This window comes from Glaciihabitans arcticus (genome assembly GCF_004310685.1).
In the GTDB taxonomy this organism is placed as follows: domain Bacteria; phylum Actinomycetota; class Actinomycetes; order Actinomycetales; family Microbacteriaceae; genus Conyzicola; species Conyzicola arctica.
Window position 1 is genome coordinate 2,667,983 of record NZ_SISG01000001.1, and the last position, 19,036, is coordinate 2,687,018.

Here is a 19,036-nt window from a genome sequence, read left to right on the forward strand (position 1 = left end):
TCCGTCGGTTGTCTTTTTCGTGACGGTTTGACCCGTTCTGGGGGCGACAGGTCATTTGCGGGCCGCCGCGCGTAGCCTTGAGCGGTGATCCTCTCCCCGGAACTCCTCGACCGCATCCGCTCGCGTGCCGCCGGCTACGACGCGGAGAACGCCTTCTTCGCCGAAGACCTGTCCGAACTGCGTGCCGCCGGCTACCTCGCTCCCCGACCGCTGCTCGAAGTGGTGCGTGACCAGCGGCTACTTGCCGCGCACGCTCCGGCGACGGCCCTCGGCATCAACATGCACCTCGTCTGGACCGGAGTCGCCCGCGCCCTCGTCGAGCGCGGCGACACGTCGCTCGAGTGGGTGCTGCGGGATGCCGCGGCCGGCGAACTGTTCGCCTTCGGCAACAGCGAACCGGGCAACGACCTCGTGCTCTGGGACTCGCTCACCACGGCGACCCCGGTCGATGGCGGGTGGTCGTTCAGCGGCACCAAGATCTTCACCTCGCTCGCGCCGGCCTGGACACGCCTCGGCATCTTCGGCCGCTTCGAGGACTCGCTCGTGCACGGCTTCATCGACCGGTCCTCGCCAGGGGTCACGACTCTCAACGACTGGGACACCCTCGGCATGCGCGCTACCCAGAGCCATACGACGGTTCTGGATGGCGCGTTCGTCCCGGCGGCGCGGGTCTCGCGCGTGCTTCCGGTGGGTCCGAACGCCGACCCCTTTGTGTTCGGCATCTTCTCGAGCTTCCTGCTCTCCATTGGTTCCGTCTATGCGGGCATTGCAGATCGGGCGCTCGAGCTGGCGGTGTCCGCGGTGGGTTCACGGAAGTCGATGAAGACCGGACTCGCCTACTCGCAGGATCCGGACATCCGCTGGCGCATCGCGGATGCCGCACTCGCCCTCGACGCCCTCGCGCCGCAGCTCGAGTCGCTCGCCGCCGATGTCGACGAGGTGGTTGATCACGGCGCGGACTGGTTCCGCCTGCTGGTCGGCGTCAAGCACCGCGCCACGGAGACCGCCCGGCACGTCGTCGACCAGGCGATGCGGGTGGCCGGTGGTTCGGGATACCGTTCCACGTCGGAACTCGCGCGTCTCCAGCGCGACGTGCTCGCCGGCATCTACCACCCGAGCGACACCGAGTCGATCCACGCGACGGTTGCGGGCAACCTCCTCGGTTCTCTCTAGATCAGCGCAGCACTCCGCACGCGGTGACAACGCGAAGCAACACTGAGCCCTCGGCTCCTGTCGGATACATCAAGAGATAGGACCCGGTCTCATCCTCGATGAGGGTGTGCGAGCCCGTCACGGGCCACGTTGTGCCGTCGGCGTACTCGGCAGGCGTGTTCGCCGTGCCGGTGGACGTTACGGCGTCACCGTACTCTTGCTGAACCTCCGCGACGGTGCTCGCGACGTCCGTCGACGAGAACGTCGTCGCCATGATCCAGCGACCGACACCTGCGTCTTCTCCGGCGCAATCGGTGACATTCGGTTCGGGTTCGGCAATCACGGCCGACTCGGGGAACTCCGCGATCAACTTGTCGACGACGCCCATCGACGCGTCCCGCACCTCGACGAGTGACGACGTGAACTTCGGAGGCTCGGGTTCCGTGGGAGCAGTGGGCGAACATCCCGCAAGCGCTGCGAGAACGAGCGGAGCGATCAGGAGTAGCGCAAGTCGACGAGTAGTCACAGACGCATTCTCCCCTATCGTGAGCGAAGCGAGGTCTGCCGGCCCAGGTGCACGCGCACGTCGGAGTCGAGCGTGTCAGCCGCGTGGTGCGTGACCATGACCACGATGCGGCCGGCGAGGGCGGAACGCAGGTCGGACATAAGCGCGGCGGCGGCACCCGCATCCAGGTGAGCGGTCGGTTCGTCGAGCAGCACAACATCCGCGCGGGTGAGCAGCGTGCGCGCCACCGCGAGCCGCTGTCGCTGGCCGCCCGACAGGGACGTACCCTCCGCCCCGATGCGGGTGTCCAGACCCAGCGGGAGGCTGGCGATGAGCGGCCCGAGCCCGACACGGTCGAGGGACTCGAGCAGCGTGGCATCCGACGGCCGATCAGAGCGGGCCCGCGCCAGCAGCAGGTTGGCCCGGATGGTCGAGTCGAACAGGTGACCCTCCTGGGGGCACCAGGCCATGCGCGCGCGCAGGGCGAGCGGGTCGAGCCCGCGCGCATCCTCACCATTGATCAGAAGCGAACCGGATGCCGGGGCCAGGTACCCGAGAACAGTCGCCAGCAGTGTCGATTTACCCGACCCAGAAGGCCCGTCAACGATGACCCAGTCGCCGGGAGTGGCCTCGGCGTGCAGGGTGCGGAAGGCGGGCTCCGCCCCATCCCACCCGGCGCTCAGGTCGCTCAGCTCGAGGCGGGTGATGCGGTCGACGGGGGCGGTGCCGGTCGACACCGGTGCCGGAAGCTCCGTCACAGCCGCGACCCGGCGCAGTGCCGAGCGGAGGGCGGGCGCCTGCTGCACGGCATCTATGAGGGCGAGCATGGGCTCGGCGAGAGCGATCGGCAGTAGCGCGAGCACCGCGACGATCCCGGGCTGGATTGCGACCCCCGAGGTGACGGCGAGCATCGCACCGGTCGCGGCACAGCAGGCCAGCAGCGTGAGTGCGCCGCCGAGGCCGAGAGCGCCGGAGGTGCGTCGGGCCTGCACGGCCGCAGCCGAATCGAGCGAGGCGAGGGCGTCGCGGGCGCGCGCCGAGACGCCGTTGGCGCGCAGCTCCCCGGCCGCGGCCAGGGTGGCGGCGAACCTGCGGACGACGGAAGAGCGGATCAGCGCCTGCCCGCGCGCGGCGGACCGGTCGGCGAGGAGCGCGATCGCGGGGGAGACCACGAGGCAGACGGCGAGCAGCACGAGCAGCACCGGAAGGGCCGGAGCGTGCAGCGCGAGCACGGCGATCACGACGGCGATCGCGCACAGCACGCCGACCGCGATAGGCAGCAATACACGGGGCACCAGATCCCGCACGCGATCGGCAGAGGCGACGAGGTAGTCGAGGGCGACACCGCCGCGGGCGAGGCCGCGCGAGGCGACGCCGCGGGCGGCGAGCCCCGTCCACAGGCGCATGCGCAGGTCGGTGAGGGATCCGAGCACGGCGTCGTGGGTGAGCAGGCGCTCCGCGTAGCGCAGCACCGAACGGCCGAGGCCGAAGAAGCGCACACCGACGATCGCGACCAGCAGGTACATGATCGGCGGCTGCTCGCTCGCCCGCACGATGAGCCAGCCGGAGACCGCGGTAAGGGAGATCGCGAACAGCGCGGCGGCGGCACCGAGGAGGATGGAGGCAGTGAAACGCCAGCCGGTCGGGCGGAGGTAGGCGAGGAGGGCGATCACACCCTCCTTCGCAGGCTCAGTCGGCGCTGGGGTCGCGCGATCGCTGGCGCGATCGTCATAGCTCCACGGCGCAAGCTCGATCATCGGAACTGACTCGATGGGATCGGATGCGCGCAGGGTCGTCGAGCCCAGCAGCACGCGCGTGTCAGCGAGCCCCGCGACCGCCGCTTCATGCGAGGCGATGACCATCGTCACGCGACCGCGCAACATGCGCAGCGCGTTCTCCACGAGCGCGGCGCTCGCGGCGTCGAGGTGCGCGGTGGGCTCGTCGAGAAGGAGCAGGCGCGCGCCCTCATCCACTCGCAGAAGGCCCCGGGCCACCGCGACACGACGCAGCTCGCCGGGGCTGAGGCGGGCAGGGTCGACGTCCGCGAGGTGACTGAGGCCGAGCTGGGCGAGCACCCGGTCGACCTCCGAACCGTAGAGCGCGAGTTCGGCACGCACCGTCTCGCCGACGGTGTGCGGGTGTTGCGGAACCCATGCCACGAGCGAGGGGTCGATGCCGACGACGCGGCCGTCGAAGGAGGTGAGTTCCCCGGCGAGCACCCGCAGCACCGTCGTCTTGCCGCTGCCGCTCGCCCCCTCGAGTGAGGTCACGCCGCCAGCGCGCACCTCGAAGCTGACGTTCGTCACGGCCGAGTCGCCGCGGTCGGGGTAGCGCACCGTCAGGCCGTCGACGCGCAGGAAATCACCGTCGCGAACCGGTGACACCAGAAGCGGTGCGTCGATCATGGCACGTGCCCGACGCTGGGCCGCGAGGCCATCCTGCGAGGAATGGAACGCGGCACCCAGGTCGCGGAACGGCGCGAAGCACTCCGGTGCGAGCACGAGCGCGACGAGTCCGAGCGCGAGCGGCATGTCGCCGTGCACGAGCCGCACACCCACGGCGACCGCGACGATGGCGACCGAGATGGTCGAGATGAGTTCGAGCACCAGGGAAGAGAGGAACGCGCTCTTCAGGGTGCTCATCGTCGTTCTGCGGTGCTCGGTCGAGATGCGCTCGAGCGCTGCGGTCTGGTCGGCGACCCGGCCGAGGCCCACGAGCACCGGCAGTCCGCGGGCCAGCTCGACGAGGTGGTCGCTGAGGCGACTGAGTGTGCTGGATGCCGCGTCCGCCCGGTCCCGCGTGTGCATGCCCACGAGTGCGAGAAAGACCGGCACGAGCGGCACGGTCAGCACAACGATGATCGCGCTGACCCAGTCCGCGCTGAGGATCCGCACCCCGACGAGCAGGGGCACGACCGCCGCCGACATGATCGACGGCAGCACCGTGCGGTAGTAGTTGTCCAGCTCGTCGAGACCGACGGTGCCGATCGCGGTGAGTGAGCCGACGCTGCCCGATGGGCCGGCGAGCGCCCGGTCGGTGAGCTGCAGGCGCAGCGCGCTCTTCGCGGCGAGTGCCGCCCGCGTCGCATAGACCTGCGACGCCCAGGATGCGGCCGCGCGGAGAGCGCCTCCGAGGATCGCGAGACGGATGGCGCCGCCGACGTCCTCGCCCGCGATCACCCCGACGACACCCGTAGCCACCGCTTCGGCGACGGCCACGAGACCGAGAGCCCTGAGGGCGGAGAAAAGGCCGAGCACTCCGAGGGTCAGCGGCGAGGCATCCAGTCGCTTCATGATTCCCGGGTCAGCACTGCCGCGCGCACCACGTGGGCGTCGGGGATGTGGGTCTCGCTCACGCGCTTGCGGAACACCCAGTAGGTCCAGCCCTGGTAGAGGAAGACGAGGGGGAGGCCGAATGCCGCGACGACGGTCATCACGCCGAGCGTGTAGTCGCCGCTCGACGCGTTCGAGACGGTGAGGTTGAATTCGGGCGACAGTGTCGATGGCAGCACGTTCGGGAACGCCGAGGCGAAGATGGACGAGGCGCCGAACAGCAGGAACACGGCGATGCCGGTGAAGGCGCGACCCTCGCGGCCGGCGCGGGCACTGAACCAGGCCCAGACCACGGCGACGACCGCGACGAGGATGAGCGCCCAGGTCCAGGTCTTGCCGTTGATGAACTGCACCGCGAGCACCCAGCCGACGATCGGCAGCAGCGCGATCGGCGACCAGCGAACGAGGAAGCGGCGCGCGTTCTCGCGCACCGAGCCCTCCGTCTTGAGGCCGAGGAAGGCCGCGGCGTGCACGAGGCAGAAGCCCACGACGGCGAGACCGCCGAGGATCGCGTAGCCGTTCAGCCAGGCGAAGGGTCCGCCGACCCGGTCACCGTTCTCGTTTATTGGCAGTCCGGTCGTGGTGAGCGCGAGCGCCGCACCGATGCCGAATGCGGAGACGAGAGAGCCGAGGCCGAGGGCCAGATCCCAGGCCCGACGCCAGCGTGCCGTCGCGCCCTTGCCGCGGTACTCGATCGCGACGGCGCGGAAGATGAGGCCGAGCAGCACGAGCGTGAGCGGGATGTAGAGGGTCGAGAACAGCGAGGCGTACCAGAACGGGAAGGCCGCGAAGGTGGCGGCGCCGGCGGTGATCAGCCAGACCTCGTTGCCGTCCCAGACCGGTCCGATGGAGTTGAGCATGACCCGGCGCTGCACGTTGTTCTTTGTGCTGAAGATCATGTGCATGCCGACGCCGAGGTCGAAGCCCTCGAGCAGCAGGTAGCCGATCCAGAGCACGGCGATGGCGACGAACCAGATGGTGGGAAGGGTATCCATGATCAGTGTCCTTAGTACGCGAAGGCGAGAACGTCGTCGGGCTTGTCGGTGTCGTCGGGCTTATCGGAGTGATCGGCCGGCGGCAGCGCCGACGCGGTCCCACCCCGCACGTACGTCACGAGCAGGCGGATCTCGACGACCATCAGCGCGCCGTAGACGAGTCCGAGCGAGATCAGCGAGAAGAGCAGCTCCCCGGCGGTGACCCCGGGGGACACGGCCGACGCGGTGAACATGAACACGCCATCCACACCGCTCGGATTCGGGTTGGGCGCGACCACGAACGGCTGGCGACCCATCTCGGTGAAGATCCAGCCGGCCGAGTTGGCGGCGAACGGCGCGAGTATTCCGACGATCGCGAGGCGCATGATCCACTTCGACGCGGGTACGGTCCCCTTGCGGGTGAGCCAGAGGGCGACGACCGCGGCGAAGGCGGCCATGGCGCCGAACGTGATCATCAGGCGGAAGCCCCAGTAGGTGACGGCCATGATCGGCACGTAGTTGATCTCGTTGCCGTTCGCGTCCACCGTGCCGTACTTCTCCTGGTACTCGGGCACAAGCGTGTTGACACCCTTGATCTCGGTGTCGAAGTCGCCGTGTGCGAGGAACGAGAGGAGGCCCGGCACCTCGATCACGTTGACCACCTGTGAGCAGTCGCGCGCGCCGAGGTCCCCGATGGCGAAGAGTGAGAATGCTGATCCGTCGTGGCAGGCGGCTTCGGCCGCGGCCATCTTCATCGGCTGCTGGTCGAACATGAGCTTGGCCTGCAGGTCGCCGGTGAGGGCGACGCCGCCGAAGGCGAGCACCGCGACGACGGCGCCGATGCGCAGCGAGCGGATCCAGACCGCGTGGTCTTCGCGGTCGCGGCTCGGGATACTCGGGTTCTCGCCCACGATGACGCGGCCGGTGGCGTCCACCGTGTCGATGCCGTCCTTGCGGCGCTGCCAGAGCTGGTACCAGGCGATGCCGAGCACGAATGCTCCGCCGACGCCGAGGGCGCCGAAGATCGTGTGGGCGTAGGCGGTGAGCGCGGTGTTGTTGGTGAGCACGGCCCACACGTCGACCATCACGGGGCGGCCGTCGACCAGCTCGACGCCGACCGGGTGCTGCATCCACGAGTTGGCCACGATGATGAAGAAAGCGGAGAAGACGGAGCCCATCACGGCTATCCAGAGTGTGGCGAGGTGGATCTTCTTTGGCAGCTTGTCCCAGCCGAAGATCCAGAGGCCGAGGAACACCGATTCGAAGAAGAACGCGAGGAGACCCTCCATTGCGAGAGGGGCGCCGAAGACGTCGCCGACGAAGCGGGAGTACTCGCTCCACGCCATCCCGAACTGGAATTCCTGCACAAGCCCGGTGGCCACGCCCATGATGAAGTTGATGAGGTACAACTTGCCCCAGAACTTGGTCATGCGGAGGTAGCGCTCTTTGCCCGTGCGCACCCACATGGTCTGGAACAGCGCGACGATCGGGCCGAGGCCGAGCGTGAGCGGCACCATCCAGAAGTGGTACACGGTGGTGATTCCGAACTGCCATCTCGCGATGAGTAGTGGGTCGAGCTCCATGCGCTTCCTCTTTCGCTGTGCCGCGGCGCCCACTCGCTGGACCCCACTCGACAGTGCCTGTGCAAGCGAGCGGTGGACAGGGCCAAAGGTCCCGAACACTTTTTCTACGGCTTGTAGAACTATTTCTACACCAGTGTAGAACTATTTTCTACCGCGTGTAGAATTGAACCCATGTTGACGCTGGGCGAACTCGAGAGAACCGTGATGGACCTGCTCTGGGCCAGCGACGGTGCCCTCTCGGCGTACGACCTGCAGGACGCGCTCGCCGACCGCAAGCTCGCATCGACCACCATCCTCACCGTGCTGTCCCGTCTCGAGAAGAAGGGCTTCGTCGCCCGCGAGCGAGAGAGCCGCCCGCACCGCTACACGGCGGCCGGCTCGCGCGAGGACCATATGGCCGACCTCATGCACGAGGTACTAGGAACCGCCTCCGACCGCACAGCCGTGCTCGAGCGGTTCGTCGGATCGGTCAGCGCAGACGAGGCCGCGACCCTGCGCAAACTCCTCGGCGCGTGACCGCCGCATCGCTGGCCCTCGCGGCGTTGGCGCTGCTTCTGGCGTGGCCGGTGCCGATTCTGCTGGGGCGGGCGCGCTGGGCATCCCGATCACCGGCCGTCGCCCTGATTCTCTGGCAGGCCATCGCGCTCGCGGGTGGCCTCTCGATGATCGGCGCCCTGCTGACCTTCGGACTCGCGCCGTTCGGTGCGGACCTCGTGAGCGCGACGATCAACCTGCTCGGCGGCTTCGAGCCCAGCGCCGGCACCTGGCATCTCATCGCCCTCGGCGCCGCACTGCTGCTCGCTACGCACCTTGTGCTCAACCTGGTCGTGACGGTCACGCGCTCCGAACTGCAGCGGCGCCGGCACGCCTCGCTGGTGCAGCTGCTCAGCTCGCCGATGGCCGACGACCCGAACTCCCGCCTGCTCGATACACCCGCGCCGGTCGCGTACTGCCTGCCCGGCGCGCTCGGCTCGGTGACCGTTTTCTCTGCGGGGCTCGTCGATCTGCTCGAAGAGGATGAGCTGCGCGCCGTCATCGAACACGAGAAGGCGCACGTCGCCCAGCGGCACGATGTGGTGCTCGTCGTCTTCCGGGCCTGGCACACGTCGCTGCCGTGGTTCCCGATCGCCTATCGGGCGCAGCGCGAGGTCGGCCTGCTCATCGAGATGCTGGCGGATGACCGCGCTCGCCGCACCGTCGCCGACCCGGTGCTGGCGCGCGCGATCGCCCTCGTCGGCAGTGGTGCTGGGGATGCCACGGCTCCCGGCAACCCGGCCGAGGGGTTCTCCCCGCACGACGTGCGCTCTCGGGTGCTGCGCATCGCCACCGCGAAACCTCTTCCCACCGCGGTCGAGGCGCTCATCGTCGGAGCATCCGCCGCGCTCATCGCGGTGCCGACCGTGCTCCTGCTCGCGCCGGCTCTCGCCGCCCTCGTCGGCTAGTGGGTCACTGGCTACACTCGGGGGCATGAAACGGTTCGCCGCACTTCTCGTCACGCTCGTCACCCTCACCGCGCTGTCGGGATGCGCCATTCTGACACCGCCCGGCAAGCAGGTCACCGAGAGCCGCGAGATCGGTGATGTCACGGCCGTGGAGCTTTCCAGCGGCGGCAGCCTCGTCGTCAGTGTCGGATCGACCCCGTCGCTCGAGATCACGGCGGGCGAGAACATGATCGGCCGCCTCTCCTCGGACGTCTCTGGCGGCACCCTCGACCTCGGAATCATGCCGGGTATCGGATTCGTGACCGGCAATGTCAGCTACGCCCTCACCGTGACCAGCCTCGACACCCTCGAGATCAAGGGATCCGGAGATGCCGAGATCGACTTTGCCGGTGCCGAGGAGGTCGACCTCGACATCGACGGCTCCGGCAGCATCAGCGGCACGAACCTCGATGCCCGCGAGGTCGACATCGAGATCGCGGGCTCGGGTGATGTGGAACTCGAGGGCGAGGCATCCTCTTTCTCACTCACCATCAGTGGTTCGGGCGAGTACCTCGGCGATGACCTGACGACCGAGGTGGCGGATGTCACGATCTCCGGTTCGGGAGAGGTCGAGCTCTCCGCGTCCGACTCGCTCGACGTCACCATCAACGGCAGCGGCGAGGTGCGCTACACGGGTGGAGCGACGCTCGAGCAGAACATCAACGGTTCGGGCGAGATCACCGAGTACTAGGCGCGGGGGCGGGCCACCAGGCGCTCGAGCTGGGTGACGTGGCGGGGCTCGAGCTCCTCGACCGAGTTCACCTCGAGCAGCTTCATCGTGCGCACGACCTGGTCGGACAGGATCTGGATGGTGCGGTCGACGCCCTCACGTCCACCTGCCATCAGCCCATAGAGGTAGGCGCGCCCGATCAGCGCGAACTTGGCGCCGAGCGCGAGGGAGGCGACGACATCCGCGCCGTTCATGATGCCGGTGTCGACCATGACCTCGGTGTCCTTGCCGACCTCACGCACGACGGCGGGCAGCAGGTGGAACGGGATGGGCGCGCGGTCGAGCTGGCGTCCGCCGTGGTTGGACAGCAGGATGCCGTCCACGCCGATGTCGGCGAGCTTGCGCGAATCCTCGACGTTTTGCACGCCCTTGATGACGAGCTTGCCGGGCCACATGTCGCGGATGATCTTGAGGTCGTCGAAGTTGATCGACGGGTCCATCGCGGAGTCGAGCAGTTCGCCGACGGTGCCGCCGGTGGAGGAGAGGGACGCGAACTCGAGCGGGGGAGTGGTGAGGAAGTCGTACCACCACCACGGGCGGGGGATCGCGTTGATGATCGTGCCGGCGGTCAGCTGTGGCGGGATCGAGAAGCCGTTGCGCTTGTCGCGCAGGCGCGCGCCCGCCACGGGGGTGTCGACCGTGAACATCAGGGTGTCAAAGCCGGCGGCCGCCGCGCGCTCGACGAGCCCGTAGGAGATCTCGCGCTGGCGCATCACGTAGAGCTGGAACCAGTTGCGACCGTTCGGGTTCTCGGCCTTGACCGCCTCGATCGAGGTGGTGCCGAGGGTCGACAGGGTGAACGGGATGCCCGCCGCGGCAGCAGCGCCGGCCCCCGCGATCTCACCCTCCGTCTGCATCAGGCGGGTGAAGCCGGTGGGGGCGATGCCGAACGGCATGGCCGACGTGCCGCCGAGAATCTGCGTGGTGGTGTCGACGGACGACACGTCGCGCAGGATCGACGGATGGAACTCGACATCCTCGAACGCCTGGCGGGCGCGGGCGAGCGAGATCTCGCCCTCGGCCGCACCCTCGGTGTAGTCGAAGGCGGCCTTGGGGGTGCGGCGCTGGGCGATCGCGCGCAGGTCGTAGATGGTGTGAGCGGCCGCGAGGCGACGGCGCTTGCCGTTCAGGTCGGGCGCTTTGAAGCGCATGAGCTTCGCGAGCTCTACGGGGTTGGGAAACTGGCGCTTGACCATGATCTGCTTTCGTCGGGGCTAGAGGGATGAGGCGACGAGCCGGTCGCGGCTACCCGCGATGTGCTCTTCGATGAGTCGGGAGGCCAGCGGGGAGTCGCCCGCGAGCACCGCGTCGAGGATTCCCTGGTGCTGGGCACCGACCTCGGTCGCAGTGAGAAGCTGTGCTGCCTGCACCTGTCCGATGCAGAGTTCGATCTCGCCGAGCAGCAGTTCGTGCAGGCGGGCGAGGCGAGGGCTCGGGGCGCCGAGCACCAGCGCGCGGTGGAAGGCGACGTCGTGGTCGGCGAACCGTTCACCCGAGGCGGCCGCGTCGAGCAGTGCACGGTGGGCGGCAATGGCTCCGGAGGGCAGGATGCCGGAACTCGCGAGTCGGGAGACCGCCGCCGACTCGACCAGCGCGCGGTTGTCGAAGAGGTCGACGATGTCGTCGACCGTGAGCAGCGGAACCCGCGCGGCGCGATGAGCCTCACGACGGAGCACGCCTTCGGCGACGAGGCGCTCGATCGCGACCTTCGCGGTCTGGCGGGAGACCCCGAATCTCGAGGCGACGGATGACTCCGTGACGAGCGATCCCGGCGCCTGCTGCTGCGCGATGATGCTGGACCGCAGGTCGTCGTAGATGGTCTCGGGCAGAACGGGAGTGCTGGTCGCCACGGTTCCACTCCTGTCGTCATCGGCTACGGATTGTTTGACAATCTAGCAGATTGCCAAACAATCCGCGAGAAGGCATTAGCGCGGCAGGTAGACCGTCCGAGGCACCGAGCGCGCGACCAGGGCGCGGAGCGTTTCGAGGTCGCCGCTGACGATGCCCGCGGCGCGCGCCTGGACAAGCACGTTGCCGATGGCCGTCGCCTCGACCGGCCCGGCCACCACGGGGATGCCGGTGGCGTCGGCGGTGAGCTGGCAGAGGAGCGCGTTCTGCGACCCGCCGCCGACGAGGTGCACAGTGTTCACCGTGGCACCACTGAGTGCGCGAGCGGTGTCGATGGTGCGGGCGTAAGCGGCGGCAAGGCTCTCGAGGATGCTGCGCACGAGCGCGGGGCGCGACCCGGGCGCGGCGATACCGTTCTCCTCGCACCAGGCGGCGATGCGCGCGGGCATGTCGCCCGGCGGCAGGAACCGCTCGTCATCGGGATCGAAGATGGCGACCGGTCCGTCATAGGCCGCGGCCTGCTCGAGCAGTTGAGTGAGGTCTCCGTTCCACAGCCGAACCGTCTCGCTCAGCAGCCAGAGGCCCATCACGTTGCGCAGGTAGCGCACCCGTCCGTCGACGCCGCCCTCATTGGTGAAGTTCGCAGCGCGACTCGCTTCGCTCAGGATGGGCTTCTCGAGCTCGACCCCCACGAGCGACCAGGTGCCGCACGAGATGTAGGCGAAGTCGGTGTCGGCAGCGGGGATCGCGACGATCGCCGAGGCCGTGTCGTGGGAACCGACCGTGGTGACCTGCAGATTCGGGGTGCCGACGCGCGCTGCCAGCTCGGGGCGAAGGCCGCCGAGGCGTGCACCCGCGTCGATCAATGTGGGGAAAATCGAGCGCGGCAGCCCGACCCTGCGGATGAGGTCGTCATCCCACTCGCCGGTCGTCGCATTGAAGAGGCCGGTCGTCGACGCGTTGCTGCGCTCGGCGACCGCGGTGCCGGTGAGCCAGAAGCCGAGCAGGTCGGGAACGAGCAGGAACGAGTCGGCTGCGGCCAGGCGTCCCGCCTGCGCGTCCTCCGCGAGTTGGAACACCGTATTGAAGGGAAGGTGCTGCAGCCCGGTCGATGCATAGAGTTCGGATGCCGCGACCCGCTCGTGAACCGCAGCAACCCCGGTCGCCGTGCGCGCGTCGCGGTAGTGGAACGGCTCGCCCAGCGCGCGGCCCGCGTTCAGCAGCGCGTAATCGACGGCCCAGGAATCCACCCCGACGCTCACCAGCTCGGGTTCCTGCGCGGCGGCCGTGGTCAGCCCCGCGAGGGCGTGCTCGTAGAGGCCGGTGATGTTCCAATGCAGGCCGTCGGGTGTCTCCACCGGCCCGTTCGGAAAACGGCTCACCGGAACCAGTCGCAGCTCGTTGTGGCCGACGTAGCCGAGCATGACCCGGCCGCTGGTCGCGCCGAGGTCGACCGCGGCTACAGCTTTAACCATTACCTGAGGAAGGCTGCGGCAACACCCGCGTCGACGGGGATGTGCAGGCCGGTGGTGTGGCTGAGGTCGCTCGTGCAGAGCACGAACACGGCGTTCGCGACGTTCTCGGGCAGCACCTCGCGCTTGAGCAGCGTGCGCTGCGCGTAGTACTTGCCGAGGTCCTGCTCGTCGACGCCGTAGACGGCGGCGCGCTTGGCACCCCAGCCACCGGCGAAGATGCCCGAGCCGCGGACGACGCCGTCGGGGTTGATGCCGTTGACCTTGACCCCGTACTCGCCGAGCTCGGCGGCCAGCAGGCGCACCTGGTGGGCCTGGTCGGCCTTCGTCGCCGAGTAGGCGATGTTGTTCGGGCCGGCGAACACCGAGTTCTTGGAGGAGATGTAGATGATGTCGCCGCCGAGCTTCTGGTCGATGAGCACCTTCGCGGCGGCGCGTGAGACGAGGAACGAGCCCTTCGCCATCACGTTGTGCTGCAGGTCCCAGTCGGCCACGGTGGTGTCGAGCAGGCTCTTCGAGAGCGAGAGGCCGGCGTTGTTGACCACGAGGTCGAGCCCGCCGAAAGCGAGAACGGCGGCGTCAACCGAGGCCTGAACGTCATCCTCTGAAGTCACGTTCGCCTGCACGCCGATGGCGACGTCCGTACCACCGATCTCGGCCGCGGCCTCCTGGGCCTTGGCGAGGTCGAGGTCGGCGATGACGACGCACGCGCCCTCCGCGGCGAGGCGGGTGGCGATGGCCTTGCCGATACCCGAGGCTGCACCCGTGACGAGGGCGATGCGTCCCGCGAGGGGCTTGGGTGCGGGCATCCTCTGCAGCTTCGCCTCTTCGAGCGACCAGTACTCGATGGCGAACTTCTCGGCATCGCTGATGGGGCTGTAGGTGGAGATGGCCTCGGCTCCGCGCATCACGTTGATGGCGTTGATGTAGAACTCGCCGGCGACGCGAGCCGTCTGCTTGTTGGCGCCGTAACTGAACATGCCAACGCCCGGGATGAGCACGATGGCCGGGTCGGCGCCGCGCATCTCCGGCGAACCCTCGACCTTGTGGGCGTCGTAGTAGGCCGCGTAGTCGAGGCGGTACTGCTCGTGCAGCTCGGTGAGACGAGCGAGGCTCTCCTCCACGGTTGCGGTCGCCGGCAGGTCGAGCACCAGCGGCTTGACCTTGGTGCGCAGGAAGTGGTCGGGGCAGCTGGTGCCGAGGCCGCCGAGACGTGGGTGCTCGCTCGAGGCGAGGAAGTCGGTGACGACGGGCACGTCGGTGAAGTGGCCGACCTGGGCGCGGTCGGTCGAGACGAGTCCGCGGATGCTCGGGGCGAGGGCCGCAGCCTTCGCGAGGCGCTCGGCCTCGGGCAGGGCGGTGTAACCGTCGAGGACGGTTCCGAAGGGGCTCTCGCGACCCTCGGCGGCGATGAACTTCTCTGCGGTCTCGATGATCCAGAGGGAGTTGGTCTCCGCCTCCTGCGAGGTCTCGCCCCACGCGGTGATGCCGTGGCCACCGAGGATCACGCCGATCGCGTCGGGGTTGGCCGCCTTGATCGCGGCGATGTCGAGCCCCAGCTGAAAGCCGGGACGACGCCAGTCGACCCAGGCGACGCGGCCGCCGAACGCCGTCGCGGTCAGCGCTTCACCGTCTGCGGCGGTCGCGAAGGCGATGCCGGAATCGGGGTGCAGGTGGTCGACGTGGGCGGCATCGACGAGTCCGTGCATGGCCGTGTCGATCGAGGGGGCTGCACCGCCCTTGCCGTGCAGCGTGTAGTCGAACGCGGCCACCATTTCGTCTTCGCGGTCGAGGCCGGGGTAGACGTTCACGAGTGAGCGGAGCCGGTCGAGCCGGAGCACGGCTAGGCCGGACTCCTTGAGGGTTCCGAGGTCACCACCTGACCCCTTCACCCACAAAAGCTCGACCGGCTCGCCGGTAACGGGATCAATCTCCGTACCCTTGGCCGAGGTGTTGCCACCTGCGAAATTCGTGTTGCGCGGGTCTGAGCCCAGGCGGTTGGAGCGGGCGATGAGGTCGGCTGCGGTGCTCATGAGTGTCTTTCGTCGTGGGGGAAGAAGGGTCAGACCTGGCGGAAGTCGATGCCGAGGAGGTTTGCTGCTGCCCTGTAGTCGGCGGCGCGGTGGCCGACCGAGAGGGACCAGTGGTGGCCGATGCCGGTCGCGCTCCACTCGTCGACCCACTCGCCCGGGTCGCGCGCGAAGTCGACGCGGGATGTCGTATTTCCGATCGCGAGCAGGGGACCGGGAACAACGGTTCCCTCCGAGGCCACGAACGCGAGTGCGCCGTCGCGGTCCTGGCCCAGGCCCAGAAGCGTGACCGGACCGGGCTGCACGTCGAACTCGACGCTCACGCCCCAGCCGCGCTTGCCGTGGTAGACCCCGAGGCCGCGCAGGAGTGGCTCGCTCGAGGAGACCGCGAGGTGAGCGGGGCCGTCATGGCCCATCTCAACCACGTTGTCGTCGAAGTTGAGGGCCTGGATCTCGGTGAACGATCCGCCGGCGCCGATGACGCTCGTGACGAGCTGCGCCACGGTCGTGCGCAGTTCGTACTCGCCGGTGACCGGGATGCCGCGCGCCGTAAGAAGGGAGGCGCCGAGGATCATGCCGGCGCCGAGGCGCTCGTGCTGCTCGCCATCGAGGCCGCGGTGGTAGTAGGCGAGGGAGTCGAGGTCGAAGTCCTCGACCAGGCGGTCGAGCGCAACGCTCACCGTTGCGCCCCACGCGAAGTCCTCGTCCTTGACGGTGTCGTCGAGGGTGAACACCTGGCGGGCGAGATCCATGCGCGCGGCGGTCTCCGCCTCGGTGACCTTCTCGACCCGCTGGCGGAGGTCGTCGAACTCGAGCACCTCGACGTGTGATCCGAACGTCGTCGGCAGCAGCGTGAGGTCGGTGGACACGTCGAGCATGCCCGGGTAGACGTGACCCATCAGGCCGTGGCGGGCGTGGCGGAGGGCGGAGCGCACGTGGGCAGCGTTGATCCACTGCTCGATGCGTCGCCACGCGGAGTCCTGGCGGAGGTAGCCGGAGACCGAGCGGAACGGGATGCCGGCACGACGGAACACGTTGCCGACTTCGGGCACGGGGCACTGGCCGCAGTAGGCGAGCCAGAGGCCTGTGTCGAAGTTCGCGTGGTCCATCTTCTCCGTGGGCTGGAGGTCGATGATGAGCACGGGGGTGTTGGAGCGCTGGGCGATCGGCAGCACCATCGACGACGTGAGGTACGTCGTGAGGAACATGACGATCAGGTCGCAGTCGGCGAGACGCAGTTTCTCGGCGGCGACGGCGGCTTCCTGCGCGTCGGAGATGAAGCCGACGTCGGTGACCTCGGCGTCCATGCCCTCAAAACGGTCGGAGACGTATTTCGCCGATTCCTGCAGCTGGGGGAGCAGACCCGGGAACTGCGGCCAGTAGGTGCCGAGACCGCCGGCGACCAGGCCGATGCGCGTCTTGCGGCGCTGCTTGGGGGGAAGGAGTGTGGCGATGTCGGTCATCACGCGCCCCAGCTTGCCTGCTGTCCGCCGACACGTTCGGCGGCGATCTTCGCCAGGTGACCGGATGCGGCGTACGCCTTCATCGGGTCGGCGGGCAATCCCCGCGACTCACGCCAGGCGGCGAGGTCGGGGCGGACGTCGGTGTAGAACGCGTCCATCAGCACGGCGTTGGCGCCGAGCACGTCGCCCGCGTCCTGTGCCGTCTTCAAGGCGCCGCCGTCGACGAGCAGCGCGCGCGCCGTCATCTCCTGCACGTTGAGAACGGACCGGATCTGTCCGGGGATCTTGTCCTCGACGTTGTGGCACTGGTCGAGCATAAAAGCGACGTCCGGGTTGTTCAGACCGCCGCCGCGCACGACCTCGTAGATGATGCGGAAGAGCTGGAACGGGTCGGCCGCACCGACGATGAGGTCGTCGTCGGCGTAGAAGCGCGAGTTGAAGTCGAAGCTTCCGAGCTTGCCGAGGCGCAGCAGCTGCATCACGATGAACTCGATGTTCGTTCCCGGTGCGTGGTGACCGGTGTCGAGGCAGACGAGAGCCTTGTCGCCGAGGGCGGTGACCTGCGCGTAGGAGGTACCCCAGTCCGGGACATCCATGTGATAAAAAGCGGGCTCGAAGAACTTGTATTCGAGCACCAGACGCTGGTTCTCGCCGATGCGGGCGTAGATCTTCTCGAGCGAGTCGGCCATGCGGTCCTGGCGGCCGCGGATGTCGCCCTGCCCCGGGTAGTTGGTGCCGTCGGCGAGCCAGATCTTGAGGTCGCGGCTGCCTGTGGCGTCCATGACGCCGATGCATTCGAAGTGGTGATCGATGGCCTTCTGGCGAATGACGTCGTCGGTGTGCGTGAGCGAGCCGAACTTGTAATCGTCATCCTGGAACGTGTTGCTGTTGATGGTTCCGAGGTCGACGCCGTGGTCCTGCGCGAAGGCGCGAAGGGCGGCGTAGTCGTCGACCTTGTCCCACGGGATGTGCAGCGCGACAGAGGGAGCGAGGCCGGTGAGCTCGTGCACCTTGGCCGCGTCGGCGATCTTCTCCTGCGGGGTGCGCGGGGTTCCGGGGGTCGAGAACACCTTGAATCGGGTGCCCGAGTTGCCGAAAGCCCACGACGGGAGCTCGATGGCCTGGGTCGCCAGCTGGGCGGAAATATCCGCGAACGTAATCGTCATTGAATCCATCCAAGTTCTGCCGCATTGAACAGCGGCTGTGAATCGTTTCACATCATATGTCACAGGGGGGCGGCGGGCGCAATACCGCAACCCAAAATCGGTGCGCGAAGGCCTGAGGCTATGATTCCGCGAGAGGCATGCGCCCCACGCTCGAGAGGAATACCGATGGCATCGATCAGTGTCCGCGACGTTGCGGCGCGAGCGAGGGTTTCCGTGGGCACGGTCTCCAACGTTCTCAACCGGCCCGAGCGGGTCTCCTCCGAAACCGTCGAGCGCGTCCAGAACGCGATCGCCGAGCTCGGCTTCGTGCGCAACGACGCCGCCCGTCAGTTGCGCGCCGGCAGCAGCCGCGCCATGGGCCTCGTGGTGCTCGACATCAGCAACCCCTTCTTCAGCGACCTGGCGCGAGGCGCCCAGCAGGCTGCAGACGACAACGGAAGCGTCATCCTGCTCGGCAACAGCGACCAGGACGCCCGGCGAGAGGGCTTCTACCTCGACCTGTTCGAGGAGCAGCGCGTGCGCGGTGTGCTCATCTCTCCGGTCGGCGACGTGGGCGAGCGACTCTCCCGCCTCAAGGCGCGCGGCATCGCGGCCGTGCTGGTGGACCACCGCATCCCGGGCTCGGGCTTCTCCTCCGTCTCGGTCGACGACGTCGCCGGCGGCCAGCTCGCCGTCGAGCACCTGCTCTCCATGGGCCGCCGCCGTATCGCCTTCGTCGGCGGACCGTCGACCCTGCACCAGTTCATCGACCGTCTCGAGGGTGCGCGGCTCGCTGTGGCCGCGGTTCCGGATGCAACGCTCGAGGTCCTCGAAACCGAATCGTTGACCATCCTCGAGGGCCGCGCGGCCGGGGACGGCATCGTCGGCCGTGCTCCCGCGGATCGTCCGGACGCGATCTTCGCGGCCAACGACCTCGTGGCACTCGGTCTCGTGCAGTCGTTCGTGATGGGCAACGGCCTCGCCATCCCGGAGGAGATCGCGATCGTCGGCTACGACGACATCGACTTCGCGGGCTCGGCCGTTGTGCCGATCACCTCGGTGCGCCAGCCGAGCGAGCTGATCGGCCGCACCGCCGTCGAGCTGGTGATCGGCGAGATCGACGGCACCATCGAGAAGGGGCGGGATGTCGTCTTCCAGCCTGAGCTGGTCATCCGAGCCACAACGACCGGCCCCGTTACGGCACTGTGATCTGCTGGGGACGCGCCGGTGCACACTCACGTTGACGAATCGATCGGGATGCGTTTAGTATCTGACTTGCACCACCCAATGAAACGATTCACGCAACGACGCTGAAATGGAG

General features: G+C 68.2%; 15 protein-coding genes. 5 read left to right on the forward strand and 10 right to left on the reverse strand.

The window, feature by feature from the left end:
- Positions 1 to 84 precede the first annotated feature (84 nt).
- Positions 85 to 1,173: an acyl-CoA dehydrogenase family protein gene (locus tag EYE40_RS13045; RefSeq protein ID WP_130982352.1), complete on the forward strand. Its 1,089-nt coding sequence runs from the start codon at positions 85 to 87 to the stop codon at positions 1,171 to 1,173.
- A 1-nt stretch (position 1,174) separates the two neighbouring features.
- Here the strand turns inward: EYE40_RS13045 and EYE40_RS13050 are convergent, their stop codons facing one another.
- Genes EYE40_RS13050 through EYE40_RS13065 form a run of 4 tightly spaced genes read right to left on the reverse strand, consistent with a single transcriptional unit; the run spans position 1,175 to position 7,546 of the window.
- Positions 1,175 to 1,678 (reverse strand): hypothetical protein, encoded by a 504-nt coding sequence (locus EYE40_RS13050; RefSeq protein WP_130982353.1) that lies wholly within the window; start codon positions 1,676 to 1,678, stop codon positions 1,175 to 1,177.
- Between the two features lie 14 nt (positions 1,679 to 1,692).
- Entirely contained in the window at positions 1,693 to 4,950 is a 3,258-nt protein-coding gene (gene cydC / locus EYE40_RS13055) for a thiol reductant ABC exporter subunit CydC (protein WP_130982354.1), read from the reverse strand.
- Positions 4,947 to 5,984 (reverse strand): cytochrome d ubiquinol oxidase subunit II, encoded by a 1,038-nt coding sequence (cydB, locus tag EYE40_RS13060; protein WP_130982355.1) that lies wholly within the window; start codon positions 5,982 to 5,984, stop codon positions 4,947 to 4,949. The genes cydC and cydB overlap by 4 nt, the downstream gene beginning before the upstream one ends.
- 11 nt (positions 5,985 to 5,995) lie before the next feature.
- Entirely contained in the window at positions 5,996 to 7,546 is a 1,551-nt protein-coding gene (locus EYE40_RS13065) for a cytochrome ubiquinol oxidase subunit I (RefSeq protein ID WP_130982356.1), read from the reverse strand.
- Positions 7,547 to 7,717: 171 nt separating this feature from the next.
- On the opposite strand from EYE40_RS13065, the gene EYE40_RS13070 reads away from it, so the two are divergent.
- From EYE40_RS13070 to EYE40_RS13080, 3 genes are read left to right on the forward strand one after another with little or no spacing between them, the layout of a single operon-like run.
- Positions 7,718 to 8,062 (forward strand): BlaI/MecI/CopY family transcriptional regulator, encoded by a 345-nt coding sequence (locus tag EYE40_RS13070; RefSeq protein WP_130982357.1) that lies wholly within the window; start codon positions 7,718 to 7,720, stop codon positions 8,060 to 8,062.
- Positions 8,059 to 8,988: a M56 family metallopeptidase gene (locus EYE40_RS13075; protein WP_130982358.1), complete on the forward strand. Its 930-nt coding sequence runs from the start codon at positions 8,059 to 8,061 to the stop codon at positions 8,986 to 8,988. Before EYE40_RS13070 ends, EYE40_RS13075 begins: the two co-directional genes overlap by 4 nt.
- A 25-nt stretch (positions 8,989 to 9,013) precedes the next feature.
- Positions 9,014 to 9,718, forward strand: a complete 705-nt coding sequence (locus tag EYE40_RS13080; protein ID WP_130982359.1) for a head GIN domain-containing protein — start codon at positions 9,014 to 9,016, stop codon at positions 9,716 to 9,718.
- Here the strand turns inward: EYE40_RS13080 and EYE40_RS13085 are convergent.
- The 6 genes from EYE40_RS13085 to rhaI form a co-directional block, all read right to left on the reverse strand.
- On the reverse strand, positions 9,715 to 10,953 hold the full coding sequence (locus EYE40_RS13085; RefSeq protein WP_130982360.1) for an alpha-hydroxy acid oxidase: 1,239 nt from the start codon (positions 10,951 to 10,953) through the stop codon (positions 9,715 to 9,717). The genes EYE40_RS13080 and EYE40_RS13085 overlap by 4 nt on opposite strands.
- 18 nt (positions 10,954 to 10,971) lie before the next feature.
- On the reverse strand, positions 10,972 to 11,607 hold the full coding sequence (locus EYE40_RS13090) for a GntR family transcriptional regulator (protein WP_130982361.1): 636 nt from the start codon (positions 11,605 to 11,607) through the stop codon (positions 10,972 to 10,974).
- Positions 11,608 to 11,682: 75 nt separating this feature from the next.
- Positions 11,683 to 13,080 (reverse strand): rhamnulokinase, encoded by a 1,398-nt coding sequence (locus EYE40_RS13095; RefSeq protein ID WP_130982362.1) that lies wholly within the window; start codon positions 13,078 to 13,080, stop codon positions 11,683 to 11,685.
- Positions 13,080 to 15,110, reverse strand: a complete 2,031-nt coding sequence (locus EYE40_RS13100) for a bifunctional aldolase/short-chain dehydrogenase (protein WP_130982363.1) — start codon at positions 15,108 to 15,110, stop codon at positions 13,080 to 13,082. Before EYE40_RS13100 ends, EYE40_RS13095 begins: the two co-directional genes overlap by 1 nt.
- Before the next feature lie 29 nt (positions 15,111 to 15,139).
- Complete coding sequence (locus EYE40_RS13105) at positions 15,140 to 16,570, reverse strand: L-fucose/L-arabinose isomerase family protein (protein WP_130982924.1); 1,431 nt, start codon at positions 16,568 to 16,570, stop codon at positions 15,140 to 15,142.
- Positions 16,570 to 17,736, reverse strand: a complete 1,167-nt coding sequence (gene rhaI, locus EYE40_RS13110; RefSeq protein ID WP_130982364.1) for an L-rhamnose isomerase — start codon at positions 17,734 to 17,736, stop codon at positions 16,570 to 16,572. Before rhaI ends, EYE40_RS13105 begins: the two co-directional genes overlap by 1 nt.
- Positions 17,737 to 17,901: 165 nt before the next feature.
- Between rhaI and EYE40_RS13115 the strand changes: the two genes are divergently transcribed.
- Complete coding sequence (locus tag EYE40_RS13115) at positions 17,902 to 18,924, forward strand: LacI family DNA-binding transcriptional regulator (RefSeq protein ID WP_130982365.1); 1,023 nt, start codon at positions 17,902 to 17,904, stop codon at positions 18,922 to 18,924.
- Positions 18,925 to 19,036: the final 112 nt, after the last annotated feature.